Raw genomic sequence first — 18007 nt, forward strand, 5'->3', positions numbered from 1 at the left:
GAGAAAAGGTACATCATTTCAAATTACATTAAAACAAGATAAAGTTTAAATTATTATATAAAAATCCCAAGTTAAAATAAACTTGGGATTTTTGTGTAATAATTAATTTTTGTAAAATTTTTTCTTTAAAGTTATTTCGTCAAAATAAATTCAAATTAACATATCATCAATATTTATATAGAGACTATATGTAACTTATTCTTTTAATACTATCAGATTTATACTTAATATAATCATAGCTACAATTACATAAATAAAAGCTGTAGCTGATGACACAATTCCAGAATCATTTACTAAAAGAGTTACAAAGCATCCTGCTATTGACGCTATAAATCCTTTAAATACGACTGGGTATTCATCAATTAATTGTTTAAAGTATCTAATCTGATTAATCATAAGAACTAAAATTACTCCGATTCCAGTTAGTAGTATATTTACCCATGCACTGGTTTGAGCTAGCTTCAAGTTCATCTCTATCTTTCTGCCAAATGTTTGTATTATTTCTCCTGGTCCATTAAAGTAAACTTCTTTTACAAACATACCTAAATGTGAGTTACTTCCTGAAATCATATCTATAGCTACAAAGGCGCCTAAAACAAGCAATACTGCTACACCTAATAATACAACTTTTTTAAAGTCTATTTTTACATTATATATCAATAGTATAAATAGTAAAAATGCAACACATTCAGAAATAGCAGTTCCAACATTTGCACCCATAGCTGGAGATGCACTCGTAATTAAGATAACTAAAGAAAATACTATTACAGACCACTTTGGTATCTTTTTATATGTAAGCAAAATCGTAAATGTAAATATTGCACTACCTATTGCCACTCCTTGATATTCATTTCCTACTCCATAGTATCTAGCCCCAATTATACAATCATAACTCATTACATTACTTTTCATTAAATATGAACCAAATGCAGAATCAATAACCATAATCAATATAGTTAAACCTGTAAAGAATAACATATTTTTTAAATCATTCTTTATCAGAACTTTGCTTATTAAGTATATAGTAAGTGTTATTATAATTATTCCTAAAGATATTGCTACTGGTGTTTTAAAATTCATTATTGGAGTTATCATAAATGATAATGGCATTACTATTCCTATTTTTAGAAATTCTTTTAATATAAAAAATATTGTTTCTTTGTGATTTTTCGATATATGCTTTCTAAATAGAATTAGAATCATAGCAACTATCCATGACAAAAATACTATACTTACAAATCCATTAAGTATTGTAGACCTTATGCTTGAAACAGATACTATCTTTTGGTATTCATCCATCAGATACTCTTTATTATCATCTCTGTTAATAAGTTCATACTTCTTTCCAACCATATTTTGATTTTTTATATCAAAGTTATTTAATATCTCAGCTCCAACATCTAGATTAGTAACAATACCTTCTCTTCTAGTAGTTGAAGATGATAACATCCCTTTTCCATTGCCATTTAATTTTATTATTGGAGAAAGCCTTCTTTTATTTTTATAATCTAAATCACTTGGAAATGCACTAGCTATGTAAACAGTATCATTTTCTCCAACCATAGAAAATATATTTTTTAAATATTCATCTATGTTTTTTTCTATCTTGTCTTTCATGTTTTTATATGTTTTTTCATTCAAGTTAGATTTATATAAATCTAACCTATATGTATCTCCAAGTTCTACAAAAACTACATCACTATTTTTATAAGCTTCTTTAGTTTCAGCAACAAGCTTAGTGTAATCAGTTGATATTCCATAAGGCATAGATAAATCTTTTTTATTGATATTATCTACATTTCCGTAAGAAATTCTACCATACTCATCCATAGCTGTTAGGCATAAGTTTCTATTTTTTACAAGTTTACCATTTTCAACTATATCTGCATTTCCTAATACAGATGTTTTTAATTTATTTTCAGATAAACTTTGACCTAATGAACCTAATGTAGAACCATATTCTCCAAAGTTTAGATTCTCATTTATTGACATATTTATAGTCAAATCATTTATACCTTTTGCTTTCTTACCTGTAGCTGATTCAAAAACTATATTTCTATCTTTGCTTGATCTTTCAAAATTAATATCTTCTTCATTAGCTACATTGGCTCTTCCACCAGCACCCATACTGGCATATGACCTTCTATCATCACTACCTTTATCGCCTCTTATGTTCATCAAGCCAATATATCCTCTATCTTCTAGCTCTTCTCTCAATGATTTTATTCTTAACATATTGTTCATACTAGTTCTATTCATATCTATAAATATTACTTTTCCATGCGTTGGTATATCATCTGCAAAGCTATACTGGCTCATCGATGTTAATATTATGATAAATGTTGCTAAGAAAGATATAATCTTTTTTCTCATAAATTCTCCCTGCTTTCTGATTTAAATCCTCACACTTAAGAATACATTAAACATTGTCGTTATAAACAAATAAATTTGGACCATCTATTTATAATAAACAGCCCAAATTTTAGGTTTATTTGAATATATCAATTTTTAGGTTTTGCAAATATCATTCTACCAGCAGGAGTTTGAAGAACAGAAGTTACTAAAACTTTTATAGTCTCATTCATATGTTTTCTTCCTCCATCAACAACTATCATAGTTCCATCATCTAGATATGCAACACCCTGTTGAGCTTCTTTTCCTTCTTTAACCACTTGGACAACCATATCTTCACCTGGTATTGCAACTGGTTTTATAGCATTAGCCAACTCATTTATATTTAATACTTCAACACCTTGAAATTGAGCAACCTTATTTAAGTTATAATCATTAGTAACAACTTTTCCATTTAATACTTGGGCAAGCTTTAATAATTTACTATCAACTTCTGCTATATCATCAAAGTCCCTTTCACTTATTTCAACCTCTATATTTAATTCTTTCTGAATTATATTTAATATATCCAGACCTCTTCTACCTCTTACTCTTTTCAAATCATCTGAAGAATCTGCAATATGTCTTAATTCTTCCAAAACAAAAGCAGGAATAATAAGTTTTCCTTCTATAAATCCTGTTTTACAAATATCAGCTATCCTTCCATCAATTATTACACTTGTATCTAATACTTTTGGAGGTATCGCCTTTACTTCTTTTTTATTATCTTTATCCTTATCCTTATCTTTAATAGGATTTGCCAATCTTCCTAATTTTCCAATATTAAATAAATCATTTTTACTTTTAAGCGCAACTTTCATTCCAAGATATCCTAGGAATAAATATAATAGTAATGATAATATTCCACCTACTATTGGTATTCTATTTACTAGACCACTTAATAAATATGCAATTACAAATCCTACTATAAGACCCATAGACCCTAATAATATATCTGTTTGAGGATATTTTGATAGTTCTTTATCCACAACTTTAGCAATTTCTTTTGTTCTATTCACAACCCATGGCTCTATAAGATATCCTAAAATAGCTATTACTATACCTGCTACTACAGCTGCTATATAACCATAAGTTTCTTTTCCAAATGTTAATATTTCAAAATCTCTCATCAATGTTAAATAGGTCGTTATACCTATCGTAAATCCAAGTAAAATAAACAATATCCTTGTTACTTTCCTTATCAATGCTTCACCCCCTAGTTATACTTATCTATTATAGACCAAAGTGTATATTATATTCAAGAAAAAAGTAGTAAAATTCACTTAAAATTCATTATATGTGTCTATCTAATAATACTAATTGTTTCATTTTTATAAGTCCATTTTTTATATATGTTGCTCTTATTTCACCTATTCCTTCAACTTCATCTAACTCTTCAATAGACGCATCCAATATTTCTTGAAAGTTTTCAAAATAATTTACTAAGTTTTCTATTATTGCTGTTGGTAGTCTATGTATTTTGCTAAGAATTCTATAGCCTCTTGTTTTTATAGGCATATCCATACTTTCTGAAAATCCACTATACCCTAATAGTTTTGCCATATTAAATAATTCTATTAGTTCTTCTGAATTTAAATTTTTAACTTTTTTCATAAGTTCTTTTATTTCAGTATTTTCTTTGTTATAATCTTTGAATATTAATTTCTGATCTATTCTAGTTGTACCCATTAATTCCTCTAATTGCATGCTTACTAAAGTTCCTTCATCTCCCAATTCTATCACATATTTTTCAATTATACTTGTAACTCTCATTACCATTTCCATTTTCTGCATGACTAACGCTACATCATAAATAGTTACCAAATCATTAAACTCTAAAGCATTTAAATTAGTTATAGCTTGGTCTAATACTGTTTTATATTTTTCTAAAGTTTGTATTGCTTGATTTGCCTTAGTAAATATCTTAGATATATCTTCGACCACATACTTCTCATTTCCTCTATAAACTGTTATAACATTTCTTCTTTGTGAAATTCCTATGACTATAGCACCAGTTTGTTTTGCTACTCTTTCTGCCGTTCTATGTCTAGTTCCAGTTTCTGATGTTTCTATAAAGTAATCTGGTATAAGTTGTGCATTAGCAAATAATATTTTCTTTACATCACCACTTAAAACTATCGCTCCATCCATTTTGGCTAATTCATATAGATATGATGGTGAATACTCTGCATTTATAGCAAATCCTCCATCTACTATTTTCATTACATCTTCATTTGTTGCAATTACAATTAAACCGCCAGTCTTAGCTCTTAGCACATTGTTTAGGCCTAATCTAAGAGGGGTTCCAGGAGATATCATTTTTAATGCATATAGCATATTTTTGTTATCCAAAAAATTCTCCATATTTATTGATTCCTCCCAAGTACTATATTTATAGCTTGTCTTAAGTTGTCTACTGGCCATATTTCTATACCTTTAGTATCTTTTACAACATCATAATTACTTCTAGGAACTACTATCTTTTTAAAGCCAAGTTTTTTGCACTCAGCAATTCTTTTTTCTATAAAACTTACTGATCTAACTTCTCCTGTAAGTCCTACCTCTCCTGTAACAGCTATATCTTCATCTATAGGTATATTTCTAAAGCTAGATGCTACAGAAATAGCTATTCCTAAGTCAATCGAAGGTTCATTTATCTTTATACCTCCAACTATATTTATATATACATCTTGGTTTTGTATTTGCAGACCAACACGTTTTTCTAAGACTGCTAATAACATACCAACTCTATTATAATCTACTCCTGTAGATGTTCTTCTTGCTATACCAAAACTTGTTGGTGAAACTAATGCTTGTAATTCAAGTAGCATTGGTCTTGTACCTTCTACAGTGGATATTATGACTGAACCTGCTACATCTTTTGGTTTTTCAGATATCAAAATCTTAGACGGGTTATCAAGCTCTACTAATCCCAAATCCCTCATTTCAAATACTCCAAGCTCATTTGTTGAACCAAATCTATTTTTAACAGCCCTTACTAATCTATATGTATTATATCTTTCACCTTCAAAATATAAAACAGTATCAACCATATGCTCTAATAATTTTGGACCTGCTAGTGAACCTTCTTTGGTTACATGACCAACTATGAATGTTGAAATTCCCATTTTTTTAGAAATCTTCATGAATTTTGAAGTACCTTCTTTAATTTGGCTGACAGTGCCTGGTGCTGAAGATATTTCTGGACTAAAGACAGTTTGAATTGAGTCTAGAATTATTAATTGTGGATTTACACTTTCTAAATAAGATTCAATTATACTCAAATTATTTTCAGCAAATATATATAAATTTTCTGAATTAATACCTAATCTTTTTGCTCTCATTTTTATCTGTGATTCTGATTCTTCTCCAGTTATATATAAAACAGTCTTTCCTAAATTAGCTACATTACTAGAGACTTGAATTAAAAGTGTGGATTTACCTATACCAGGGTCTCCACCAACAAGTACTAGAGAACCTTTAACTATCCCTCCACCAAGCACTCTATCTAATTCTTTTATATCTGTTGTAAACCTTTCTTCTTCTTTACTCTCTATTGAAGTTATACTAACTGGTTTAGATGAAGATTTATCTATTATAAAGACCTCTTTTTTTGTGCTTTTTTGATCTACTTCTTCTACAAATGTATTCCATTTTGTACACTCTGGACATTTTCCAAGCCACTTAGCTGTTTCATATCCACAAGATTGACATACATATTTAGTTTTTATTTTTGCCATATTTTAATCATCCTTAATTTATTATTATATACTATAATTTTAGCATATGTGAAAGATAATAGGTAAAGATTAAAAAAAATAATTAAGGGCAATGAATTATTTTAGATTCATTGCCCTTAAAATTTTCTTTAAACCCTAAAGCTTATATCTATAAGATTTTAAAATGCAACTCTATTGAATTATTTAGTTTCAAAAACTATTTTTTCATCTTTAACTTTTGCTATTATATTACTTCCTTTTTTTACATCGCCTCTTAAAATCGCTTCAGATAACTCATCTTCTAGTTCTTTTTGTAAGGCTCTTTTAAGAGGTCTTGCTCCATATTCCAAATCAAATCCAGATTTAGAAATTAATTTTATAGCTTCATCACTCATTTCTAGTTTTATATCCATATCTTTTAGTCTTTCTTGTAATTTATCTACCATTAAAATTACTATTTTAGATATATGCTCTGTATTTAATGAATGGAAAACTATTATATCATCTATTCTATTTAAAAACTCTGGTCTGAATCTTTGCTTTAATTCACCCATTATGTTTTCTTTCATTTTTTCATATTGAGACTTTTCTTCTTCATCTCCTTTAGCTATACTAAACCCTAAAGTTTTTTGTCTACCAATTGTAGATGCACCAACATTTGATGTCATTATCACAATAGTATTCTTAAAATCAACAGTTCTTCCTTTTGAATCTGTTAATCTACCATCATCTAGAATTTGTAATAGAATATTAAACACATCTGGATGAGCTTTCTCTATCTCATCAAATAAAATAACTGAATATGGGTTTCTTCTTACTTTTTCAGTTAATTGACCTCCTTCATCATGACCTATATAACCAGGAGGTGAACCTATCATTCTTGATACAGCATGTTTTTCCATATATTCAGACATATCAATTCTTATTATTTGATTTTCATCTCCAAATTGCACTTCTGCTAATGCCTTAGATAACTCTGTTTTCCCTACTCCTGTAGGTCCTAAAAATAAGAATGAGCCGATTGGTCTATTAGGGTCCTTAAGACCTGCTCTTGACCTTCTTATTGCCTTGGAAATAGATTTTACTGCTTGCTCTTGACCTATAACTCTATTGTGTAAGATTTCTTCAAGTTTTAAGAGTCTATCAGCTTCTTCCTCAAGAATTTTATTAACAGGTATTCCTGTCCATAAACCTACTACTTCAGCAATGACTTCTCCATCAACTAAATCAGAATGTTTAGATGACTTATTCCATTTTTCTCTAACATCTTCTAATTGTTTTTTAAGTATGCCTTGTTCATCTCTTATTTTTGCTGCTTTCTCAAAATCTTGGCATCTTACTGCCTCTTCTTTTTCTTTATCTATATTTTCTATTTCTAATTCTAATTTTTTTATTTCGGCTGGAGGAGTATTTTCCTTTAGCCTCACTTTTGATGCAGCTTCATCAATCAAATCTATAGCTTTATCTGGTAGATATCTATCTGATATATATCTAGTTGATAATTCTACAGCTGTTTTTATAGCATCATCAGTTATTTTAACTTTGTGATGAGCTTCATATTTATCTCTCAATCCTTCTAATATTTTTATTGAATCTTCTTTACTTGGTTCATCCACCATAACTGGTTGGAATCTTCTTTCTAGTGCAGAGTCTTTTTCAACATGCTTTCTATACTCATCTATTGTTGTTGCACCTATAACTTGTATTTCTCCTCTAGCTAATGCAGGTTTTAATATATTTGAAGCATCTATAGATCCTTCTCCTGTAGACCCAGCTCCTATTATTGTATGCATCTCATCTATAAATAAAATTATATTTCCATTTTTAACAACTTCATCTACAACTTCTTTAATTCTTTCTTCAAATTCTCCTCTATACTTAGCACCAGCTAATAATGAACCCATCTCTAAAGAATACAAAGTTTTACTTTTTAGTGTTTCTGGAACATTTCCTAATGCTATATTTGTTGCTAAACCTTCAGCTATAGCTGTTTTACCTACTCCTGGGTCTCCTATTAGCACAGGGTTGTTTTTAGTTCTTCTACTTAATATTTGTATAACTCTTTGTATTTCTTTTTCTCTTCCTATAACAGGGTCTATTTTATTTTGTTTTGCATATAGTGTAAGATTTCTTCCATATTTATCGAGAATCTTGGACTCTGTTTGATTTTGGTTGCCCGTGTAACTATTTTCTGATTTATATTGATTATTATCACTCATACCCATCATATCAATTGTTAATTGGGCTAGAGTTCTGTCATTTACACCTGCATAGTTCAAAACTTTATTAGCTATTCCTTCTCCTTCTTGAATAATAGCTAATAATATATGCTCAGTTCCTATATAATTTGTTTTTAATTTATTTGCAAACATTCCTGATAGTTCCAATATTTGTTTACTTCTTGGGCTTAATACTATGTCTTCTGGAATTCCTTCGCCCTTACCTTCCATATCAATTATTTTGCCTTCTAAATAAGCCTCTGTAAATCCAACTTTACTTAGAACTTTGGCGGCTATTCCTTCTTCTTCTTTTAAAAGCCCTAAAAGTATATGCTCGCTTCCAACAATATTATGCCCTAAGTTTTTAGCAGACTCAAACGCTAAATCAATTGCTTTTTTAGCTCTTTGTGTAAATCTATTGAAGTTCATAATTTATCCCTCCTCTTAATTTTTCCAAAGTTTCTCTAATGTATGTTGCTCTATTTATATCTCTATTTTCAACATCATCACTCTTATACATTATTGACTGATGTGCTGGTTGTATACCTATCATAAGTTGTTCTATAGCTTTTAAATCTAGTTTTTTTATATAGTTCATTTCTATTCCCATTTTTATATTTGATAGATGGCTCATTGCCTCTGAACTACTCATTACCCTTGAATTTTCAAGTGTTCCTATTGACCTAAATATTTTATCTTCTAATTTTATACCCAATTTTTTTTGTAAGATTTCTCTGGCTTTCACTTCTTTTGAAATTGCATCCTTTGTAAGACCACTTACATTCTCTATAATATTAGACTCTGTTCTTCCAAGCGTAAGCTGATTAGATATTTGGTATATATTTCCCAATGCTTCTGTTCGCTCTCCATATATACCTCTTATTGCTATACCTATTTGTGATGAAATCTTATAAAGTTCATCCATATAGCCTAATTGACTCAATGCAGGCAAGTGCATCATTACAGAAGCTCTCATTCCAGTTCCCGTGTTAGTTGGGCAAGATGTTAGATAACCCAACTTTGTGCTAAATGCATACTCTAAATTTGATTCTAATAAATCATCTATCTCATTTGCTATGTTATAAGCATTTTCTAAATTTAAATCAGCACACATAGTTTGTATTCTTATATGGTCTTCTTCATTTATCATTATACTTACAGTTTTATCTTTTTTTACTATAACAGCACTTTTATCATTTTCTGCTAAGTCTGGACTTATCATATGCTCTTCAACCATGAGCATCTTTTTAGATTGGTCTAAATCTTCAATCTTATAGAAATCAAACTCTTCTTTATGTTCTAAACTAGAATTCATAAATGCATTTTTTACCTTTTCTATTATTTCCATAGCACACTCTTTATCTAACCTATTTGGAAAAGGATAATTGCTCAAGTTCCTAGCCAGCCTAACTCTTGATTTCATGACTATATTCTCTTTCATAATATCACTCCAATCTTAGTCAATAGAGCCTTTTAAATACTTAATCTTATCTCTAAATTGAGCAGCTAATTCATACTCTTCATTTTTTATAGCTCTATCCAAATCTTCTTTTAATTCTCTAATCTCATTTTCTACACTTATTTTATAAAAAGATTTTTTAGGTGCCTTACCTATATGTTCTATATGACCATGTATATTTTGAAGCATTGGATTTACTTGACTACTAAATGCATTGTAACATTCACTGCATCCAAATCTTCCATTATTCTTAAATTCACTATATGTCATATTACATTTTTGGCAAACTAACTTTTCTTCAAGCTCTTTTTTAGGTTGAAATCCTAAGTTGGAAAATATATCCATCATTGAAAAAGGCATATCTAAATTAAAATTCATCTCTGTATTTTCTTTAGCACATTCACTACACAGATACATTTCTGTCTTTTCTCCATTGACTATTTTATTATAATATACAGATGCTTTATTTTTATTGCATTTTTGACATAGCATAAATTATCACTCCTCTATACTAAATACTCCTATTATTATATTCTTTAAAACATTAGACCTTACCTTCTCTTTTAATTCATATACTGGCATACATAATGATTTATCATCTATTGCATATAATATTAGTTTTAATTCTCTTTCACTAATTAAGTCTGATTCTCTCAAACTTTCCACCAACTCTTTTGCTTTCTTATAGGATATTTGGCTTCCTATTCTTTCGTTTAGTATTTCTCTAATATGTCCATCTTTGCTTCTTCGTATTTTTTCTATCTGAACATATCCTCCGCCACCTTTTTTGCTTTCTATATAATAACCTTTATCTATGGTAAACCTTGTTGTTAAAACATAATTTATTTGTGATGGTGCACAACTAAACAAGTTTGCTAGTTCATTTCTTTGAATCTGTATACTATTATCCTCTTCCATCAAATCTTTAATAAATTTTTCAATTATATCTGTCATAGTTGCCATTTATATCACCACACACCTTTTTATTTTGACTTTCTTTGACTACTATTTTACACCTATTATTTAAATTTTTAAAGCCCTAAATTGTGTAAATTTATTTTTTTCATAATAATTTAAATGAGGTGTCCATCTTTTGTTAAGTATAATCTTCTACTTCTTACATTTATAACAATTAAGTCTTAAAATTATTGGTTATTAATTGATTTTTAATGTATCTATACCTTGTATTTGTAAATATACCTTCATATCATTATTATTAAACATTTCTAAAAATAATAATATAAAAAGATACTTTCTTTTATTAAAACAGTTTAAGAAAGTATCTTTTATTCTTCACATTTTTTATTACTTTAATTTGGTTTTTTCTTGTTTTTTATAAAAACACATAAAAACTAGATATACACTTCTTTAAAATAAGTATATACCTAGTTTTAATTACAAAATTATTTTACATAATAGATGGATATTAATTATTTAATGTTCTATCTTCTTTATTACTTTGCAGTAGCTAGTCCAATTATTTTTTCTGCAAATTGTGATGGAACCTCTCCATATCTTTCTAATTCCATTTCAAAATACCCTCTACCTTGTGTCATTGCTCTTAAATCTATTGCATATTTAAATGTTTCTGCTTGTGGAGCCTCTGCAAATATTATTTGTTTTCCTTTATTATCTGGCTCCATACCAAATATTTTACCTCTTCTCTTGTTTATATCTCCCATAACATCTCCCATATATTCTTCTGGAACAGTTATCTTAAGTTTCATAATAGGCTCTAATAATATGGGATGAGCTTCCTCCATACCTTTTTTAAATGCTGCACTTGCTGCCATCTTAAAAGCCATTTCAGAAGAGTCTACATCATGGTATGAACCATCATAAAGTGTAGCCTTTATATTTGTAACAGGGAAACCAGCCAATACTCCTTTTTGCATAGAATCTTTTAAACCTTTTTCTACTGCTGGTATATATTGTTTTGGTACAGACCCACCAAATATTTCTTCTGTAAATTCAAAATCAGATTCACATCTTTCAAATCTTATCTTTACATCTCCATATTGACCATGGCCACCTGATTGTTTCTTATGCTTACCTTGTACATCAGCTGTTTCCTTTATAGTTTCTCTATAAGGAACTTTAAGGTCATTTAATTCAACATCTACCCCGAACTTATCTTTCATTTTATTTTTAATTGTTTTTATATGAAGCTCCCCTTGTCCTCCTAAAAGAGCTTGTTTTGTCTCTGTATTTCTATACCAATGTAATGTAGGGTCTTCCTCTACAAGTTTGTTTAATACAGCAGCTACCTTTTCTTCATCACCCTTATTCTTAGGATTAACAGCATAATATATTTGTGGTTTAGGGAAGTCTATCTTATCTAAAGCTTCTGCATCTTTATCTACAGATATAGTATCTCCTGTCTTTAGAGAATTAACTTTAGTTACAACTACTACATCACCAGCCTTAGCTTTGTCTATTTCAACTAACTCACTATTTCTCAATGTATATATGTTAGCTATTTTTTCTTTTATGTTTTTGTTTATATTAAAAACTTCTTTATCTTTAGAAATTGCACCTTGAGTAATTTTTATATATGACATTTTTCCTACAAATGGGTCAACCATAGTTTTAAATACTAATCCTTTAAATGGCTTACTCTCTTCTGTAAATATAGGTTCTAGATAATTTGATATTGTATCTAAAATTTCTTTTGTTCCTATATTATTTATAGTTGAACCACATATTACAGGTATAATATCTCCTCTTTGTATACCTATAACAATACCTTTTTGGATTTCTTCTGTAGTTAACTCTTCTCCATTAAAATACTTATCTAATATTTGATCATCTGTTTCTGCTATAAGTTCCATTAAAGCTTCTTTTACACTCATAGCTTGTTCTTTAAATTCACCTTCTAAATCATCTATATTTTCAAATACATTATGTAACTTGACAAAGTTTTTATCTTTGTATATAGGACTTATCATTGGAACTATCTTATTATTGTATTTTTCTCTTAACATTGCTATTGCATCTTTATATCTTGCTTTTTCATTATCTATTTTATTTATAAACATTATCTTAGGAATACTCTCAGTTAGTTCTAATGATTTCTCTGTACCAACTTGAATAGGTGCTGTTGCATCTATTACTATTATTGCTGCATCACTTGCTCTAAGAGATGATACAACGTCTCCGCTAAAGTCAAAATATCCTGGTGTATCCAATAAGTTAAACTTATAGTCATTATATTCTATAGGTATTAATCCCATACTATAAGTCATATTTACCTTGTCAGTTAATTTAGGTATCTTATTAGTGTTTGCTGTGTAAGCTATAGTTTCGATTAGATTTGTTTTACCACATCCGCTATGTCCTAATACTGCTACATTTCTCAACATATTACTATCATAAACCTTCATATAAGCACCCACCTTTTAAATTTATGTATTTTCTCTTAGCTGTTATTTCCTAAGAAATAGTCTAGAAAATGTTTATTATTTTTAGAATTTTTAGATAACATTTTCCTTACTAGCTTTATTTCTACATAGGGATATAATTTTCCTCTTTTTTTTAACAAATATTTAATTTAAACAAATAAAAACACTCTAAATATTTAATAAAAATATTTTAGAGTGTTTTATAAGTTGTTTCAATTCAATTATTTCATTATCATTAATAGTTGTTTATCTTCAACCATATCATCTTCTTTTACTTTAATTGATTTAATTACTCCATCAGTTTTAGCAACTATTATAGTTTCCATTTTCATTGCTTCTATAACTATTAATGGTTGATTTGCTTTTACTTCATCTTCTTCTTTAACCATTATTTTTATAACTTTTCCTGGTATACTTGCTCCGATTTGAAGTGGATCATTCATATCAGCTTTCTCAACATTAGTAACTTTTCCAGAGAAGTTTCTATCTTTTATTTCCACTTCTCTAACCATTCCATTTAATTCAAAGCCTATAGTTCTAAATCCATCTTCTTTAACTTCACCAATTTCAACTAATCTTATTGTTAATACTTTACCTTCTTCTATTTCTACTTCACATTCTTCATTTTTATTTAATCCATAGAAGAATACATCACTTTCAAGTTTAGATATATCATTATAATGTTGTAAATGTTTAATATAGTCTTCATAAACTTTTGGATATAAAGCATAACTTATAACATTTCTTATATTTGCATTTATATCATATTTTTCATTTAGATATTTTGCTATCTCATCAAAATCTTCTGCTGGTAATAGTGAACCAGGTCTTACTGTAATAGCTTCTTCACCTTTTAAAACTACTTCTTGTAAATCTTTTGGTACTCCACCTTCTGGTTGACCAATCATACCTTTACAGTAGTCTACAACAGAATCTGGGAATGATAAGTTCTTACCTTCTTCTATTATATTATTTTTATCTAATTTATTTTTAGTCATAAAGATAGCTAAATCTCCTACAACTTTTGAAGATGGTGTTACTTTTATTATATCTCCTACAACTTCATTAGCTTCTTTATATTTTTCTTTAACTTCATCAAATCTATTAACTAATCCTAAACTATCAGCTTGAGGTTTTAAGTTTGTATATTGACCTCCTGGTATTTCAAAATTGTATATTTCTGCACAAGAGTTAGTTAAGTCACTTTCAAATTTATTATAGACTTTTCTTAAATCCTTATAGTATTTTCCTAACTCATCATATCCAAATAAATCTATACCTGTATCTCTTTCTGTATTTTTAAGAGCTTCTACTATTGCATTAAGTGATGGTTGACTTGTAAGTCCTGCCATAGATTCTAATGCAGCATCAATTATATCTACACCAGCTTCTGATGCCATCAAACAAGTTGCCACACCATTTCCACTTGTATCATGAGTGTGTAAATGTATTGGTGCTTTTACATTTTTCTTTAGTTCTTTAACTAATGTATAAGCAGAATATGGTTTAAGAAGTCCTGACATATCTTTTATTGCTATTATGTCTGCTCCTAAACTTTCTAACTCTTTTGCCATCTTAATATAATATTCTAAGTCATATTTAGTTTTAGTCTTATCTAATATATCACCTGTATAACACATAGTTGCTTCAACTATTTTTCCAGTTTCTAGAGCTGTATTAATAGATGGTTTCATATTTTCAACCCAGTTTAATGAGTCAAATATTCTAAATACATCTATTCCTTGTTTAGCAGACTCTTTTGTAAATTCTTCTATTACATTATCTGGATAGTTTTTATATCCAACTCCATTTGATGCTCTAAGCAACATTTGGAACATTATACTTGGTATTTCTTCTCTTAGTTTTTGTAATCTACGCCAAGGTGACTCTTTTAAGAATCTATATGCAACATCATAAGTAGCTCCACCCCACATTTCAAGTGAGAATAAATCTTTTTGATATTTTTCTGTTGGTTTAGCAGCTTTTAATAAGTCATATGTTCTTAATCTTGTTGCCAATAATGATTGATGTGCATCTCTCATTGTTGTATCTGTTAATAATAGTCTTTTATCATTTTTTATTTTTTCTATATATGCAGATTTACCTAACTTATCAAAAAGTATCTTACTTCCTTCTGCCTTTGAACCATCTTTATTCATTCTTGGTTCATGTAACGCATCAAATAATGGTTTTTCTTGACAAGCGTTATCATTTACAATTACATCACCTATAAATTGAAGTAATTTTGTTCCTCTATCTTTACTTTCTGTTATTTCAAATAAATCTGGATTTTCATCTATAAATTTAGTACTACATTTACCATTTGAGAATATAGGATTATTTAAGACATTAACTAAGAATCCTACATTAGTCTTAACACCTCTAACTCTAAGTTCTTTTATAGATCTTATAGTTTTGTTTATTGCTCCTTGGAAGGTTCTATCCCAAGATATTGTCTTAACCAGTAAACTATCATAGTGAGGACTTATGTTCGCTCCTGTAAATCCATTTCCACCATCTAGTCTTATACCAAATCCTGAACCAGTTCTATAAACTTGAATTTTACCTGTGTCTGGCATAAATCTATTTTTAGGGTCTTCTGTAGTTATTCTACATTGGATAGAATACCCTCTTATTTCAACATCATCTTGTGATTTTATATTTATTTCTTCACTATCTAGGCTGTATCCTTGAGCTATTAATATTTGACTTTGAACTATATCTATTCCTGTAACCATTTCTGTTACAGTATGCTCAACTTGTACTCTTGTATTCATTTCTATAAAATAATGACCACCATTTGCATCTACTAAGAATTCTAGTGTGCCTGCATTAGAATAGCCTACATATTTTGATAACTTGACTGCATCATCACATATTTCTTTTCTTACTTTTTCATCTAATGAAAATGCTGGTGCATACTCTATTATCTTTTGATGTCTTCTTTGAACAGAACAATCTCTTTCGTATAAATGAACTATATTTCCATAGTTATCCCCTAATATTTGAACTTCTATATGTTTTGGGTCAGCTATATATTTTTCTATGAATATAATATCTTCACCAAAAGCTTTTCTTGATTCACTACAAGCAGTTTCATATTCAAGCTCTAAATCTTTTTCATGATGTACGATTCTCATACCTCTACCGCCACCACCATTAGATGCTTTTATCATAACAGGATAACCTATTTTATTTGCAACTTCTTTTGCTTCTTCAGTACTTCTTATTGCTTTTTCCACCCCTGGTATAGTTTGAACATTAACTTCTTTTGCAATTTTTTTAGAATTTATCTTATCGCCCATCATATTCATTACTTTAGATGATGGACCTATAAAAGTAATTCCATTTTCTTCACATTTACGAGCAAATTCTGCATTTTCTGCTAGAAAACCATATCCTGGATGTATAGCGTCAACTTTTTTTCTCTTTGCTAAGTCTATTATTCCATCCATATCTAAGTATGCATCTATTGGACCTTTGCCTTCCCCTATTAAATATGATTCATCTGCTTTTGTTCTAAATAATCCGTATTTATCTTCTTTACTATATATACCAACACTTTTTATCCCCAATTCTGAACAGGCTCTAAATATTCTTATAGCTATTTCGCCTCTATTAGCTACTAGTATTTTATTAAACTTTTTAAGCATACTCTATTCTTCTCCTTTATTGTTTGTGTAATATTAAAGATTATAGACTAAAATACTTTATTTTTGAAGATGTTTAAGCAAGTTCCTTAATTAATAAGATAAATTTATAAATATATATAATTTTTAGACTGTATAAACTCAATTTACCTCACTAAAATTAAGGGGTTTTTTATGGGATTTCAGACAAACTTGTGTGAAAATTTTTACAATTGACCTTATTTTATACTATTTTTTTCTCTGTTTACATAATTATTTTCATCTTTACGTAATATTTCACATACTTTTCTCAATATAGTTCATATCTTAATCTATCTGTCTTAACAAACGTTTTATTACATCAGAAAGTTTTAGATGACCTAAATCTGCATATGCTATAACTAGTATTATTTTTACTACTCCTTCTACCTCATCTAATTTATATGCTCTAGCATTTATTATTGTGTACTTTGGCATAAGTTCTTCTAAACCTAGTGCAAGTTCATCAGATAAAGTCATATATTCATCAAATTTTTCCTCATCAGATAAGGTGATATATTCATCTTGCTCACTTATAATAGTATCTAAATAATCCATATTTATACTTAATTGATAAGCTATTATGTCCTCTCTTTTTGTGCTTTTACTCAAATCCTTTTCAACTTTGAACTTACTATTCTTATCTATTATTATTTTAAGTTCTTCACTATCAACTATTTCATTTCCTATAATTATATACAAACTTTTTACCTCCTAAATATAAATCTTTTTTAATCAAAAATAAAACCTCTAGTAAAATTACTAGAGGTTTGCACTGGTGGGATTAACAGGGCTCGAACCTGTGACCCCCTGCTTGTAAGGCAGGTGCTCTCCCAGCTGAGCTATAATCCCTCGATGTTTATATGGTGCGCCCAAAGGGACTCGAACCCCTAACCTTCTGATTCGTAGTCAGACACTCTATCCAGTTGAGCTATGAGCGCATTTTATTGGAGGCGACACCCAGATTCGAACTGGGGATCAAGGAGTTGCAGTCCACTGCCTTACCACTTGGCTATGTCGCCACCTTTTTGGTGATCTATCCGCGACTCGAACGCGGGACACCCTGATTAAAAGTCAGGTGCTCTACCGACTGAGCTAATAGACCATATTAGTTGGGGTGGATAATGAGAGTCGAACTCACGACCTCCAG

General features: G+C 29.2%; 11 protein-coding genes and 4 tRNA genes. All 15 read right to left on the reverse strand.

What is annotated here, in order from left to right; genetic code table 11:
- Positions 1–195: 195 nt before the first annotated feature.
- On the reverse strand, positions 196–2373 hold the full coding sequence (locus IR151_RS18130; protein ID WP_227437102.1) for a hypothetical protein: 2178 nt from the start codon (positions 2371–2373) through the stop codon (positions 196–198).
- A gap of 128 nt (positions 2374–2501) precedes the next feature.
- The gene (locus IR151_RS18135) at positions 2502–3596 is read right to left on the reverse strand and encodes a PIN/TRAM domain-containing protein (protein WP_227437104.1); all 1095 of its coding nucleotides are present in this window, start codon (positions 3594–3596) and stop codon (positions 2502–2504) included.
- Positions 3597–3684: 88 nt separating this feature from the next.
- Complete coding sequence (gene disA / locus IR151_RS18140) at positions 3685–4755, reverse strand: DNA integrity scanning diadenylate cyclase DisA (protein ID WP_227437106.1); 1071 nt, start codon at positions 4753–4755, stop codon at positions 3685–3687.
- A 2-nt stretch (positions 4756–4757) separates the two neighbouring features.
- On the reverse strand, positions 4758–6131 hold the full coding sequence (gene radA, locus IR151_RS18145) for a DNA repair protein RadA (RefSeq protein WP_227437108.1): 1374 nt from the start codon (positions 6129–6131) through the stop codon (positions 4758–4760).
- A gap of 179 nt (positions 6132–6310) precedes the next feature.
- Positions 6311–8758, reverse strand: a complete 2448-nt coding sequence (locus IR151_RS18150; protein ID WP_227437109.1) for an ATP-dependent Clp protease ATP-binding subunit — start codon at positions 8756–8758, stop codon at positions 6311–6313.
- Positions 8745–9770, reverse strand: a complete 1026-nt coding sequence (locus tag IR151_RS18155) for a protein arginine kinase (protein WP_227437111.1) — start codon at positions 9768–9770, stop codon at positions 8745–8747. The genes IR151_RS18150 and IR151_RS18155 overlap by 14 nt, the downstream gene beginning before the upstream one ends.
- A gap of 15 nt (positions 9771–9785) precedes the next feature.
- On the reverse strand, positions 9786–10280 hold the full coding sequence (locus tag IR151_RS18160; RefSeq protein ID WP_227437113.1) for a UvrB/UvrC motif-containing protein: 495 nt from the start codon (positions 10278–10280) through the stop codon (positions 9786–9788).
- Between the two features lie 6 nt (positions 10281–10286).
- Entirely contained in the window at positions 10287–10751 is a 465-nt protein-coding gene (locus IR151_RS18165) for a CtsR family transcriptional regulator (RefSeq protein ID WP_227437114.1), read from the reverse strand.
- A gap of 491 nt (positions 10752–11242) precedes the next feature.
- Positions 11243–13171, reverse strand: a complete 1929-nt coding sequence (locus IR151_RS18170; protein ID WP_227437116.1) for an elongation factor G — start codon at positions 13169–13171, stop codon at positions 11243–11245.
- Positions 13172–13410: 239 nt separating this feature from the next.
- The gene (locus IR151_RS18175) at positions 13411–16842 is read right to left on the reverse strand and encodes a pyruvate carboxylase (RefSeq protein WP_227437118.1); all 3432 of its coding nucleotides are present in this window, start codon (positions 16840–16842) and stop codon (positions 13411–13413) included.
- Between the two features lie 303 nt (positions 16843–17145).
- A complete protein-coding gene (locus tag IR151_RS18180; protein WP_227437120.1) occupies positions 17146–17559 on the reverse strand; it encodes a hypothetical protein in 414 nt (137 codons plus the stop codon).
- 74 nt (positions 17560–17633) lie between these two features.
- Positions 17634–17709, reverse strand: a tRNA-Val gene (locus IR151_RS18185).
- A 12-nt stretch (positions 17710–17721) separates the two neighbouring features.
- Positions 17722–17798: transfer RNA gene (locus IR151_RS18190), tRNA-Arg, on the reverse strand.
- A 7-nt stretch (positions 17799–17805) separates the two neighbouring features.
- Positions 17806–17879: transfer RNA gene (locus tag IR151_RS18195), tRNA-Cys, on the reverse strand.
- 7 nt (positions 17880–17886) lie between these two features.
- Positions 17887–17962, reverse strand: a tRNA-Lys gene (locus IR151_RS18200).
- Positions 17963–18007 lie beyond the last annotated feature (45 nt).

The sequence above is a fragment of the Clostridioides sp. ES-S-0006-03 genome, from assembly GCF_020662275.1.
Classification (GTDB): Bacteria; Bacillota; Clostridia; order Peptostreptococcales; family Peptostreptococcaceae; genus Clostridioides.

Bases quoted from the DNA above. Each gene is read 5' to 3' on its own strand.
- IR151_RS18130 (WP_227437102.1), bottom strand. From the start codon at position 2,373: ATGAGAAAAAAGATTATATCTTTCTTAGCAACATTTATCATAATATTA.
- disA (WP_227437106.1), bottom strand. From the start codon at position 4,755: ATGGAGAATTTTTTGGATAACAAAAATATGCTATATGCATTAAAAATG.
- radA (WP_227437108.1), bottom strand. From the start codon at position 6,131: ATGGCAAAAATAAAAACTAAATATGTATGTCAATCTTGTGGATATGAA.
- IR151_RS18150 (WP_227437109.1), bottom strand. From the start codon at position 8,758: ATGAACTTCAATAGATTTACACAAAGAGCTAAAAAAGCAATTGATTTA.
- IR151_RS18155 (WP_227437111.1), bottom strand. From the start codon at position 9,770: ATGAAAGAGAATATAGTCATGAAATCAAGAGTTAGGCTGGCTAGGAAC.
- IR151_RS18160 (WP_227437113.1), bottom strand. From the start codon at position 10,280: ATGCTATGTCAAAAATGCAATAAAAATAAAGCATCTGTATATTATAAT.
- IR151_RS18165 (WP_227437114.1), bottom strand. From the start codon at position 10,751: ATGGCAACTATGACAGATATAATTGAAAAATTTATTAAAGATTTGATG.
- IR151_RS18170 (WP_227437116.1), bottom strand. From the start codon at position 13,171: ATGAAGGTTTATGATAGTAATATGTTGAGAAATGTAGCAGTATTAGGA.
- IR151_RS18175 (WP_227437118.1), bottom strand. From the start codon at position 16,842: ATGCTTAAAAAGTTTAATAAAATACTAGTAGCTAATAGAGGCGAAATA.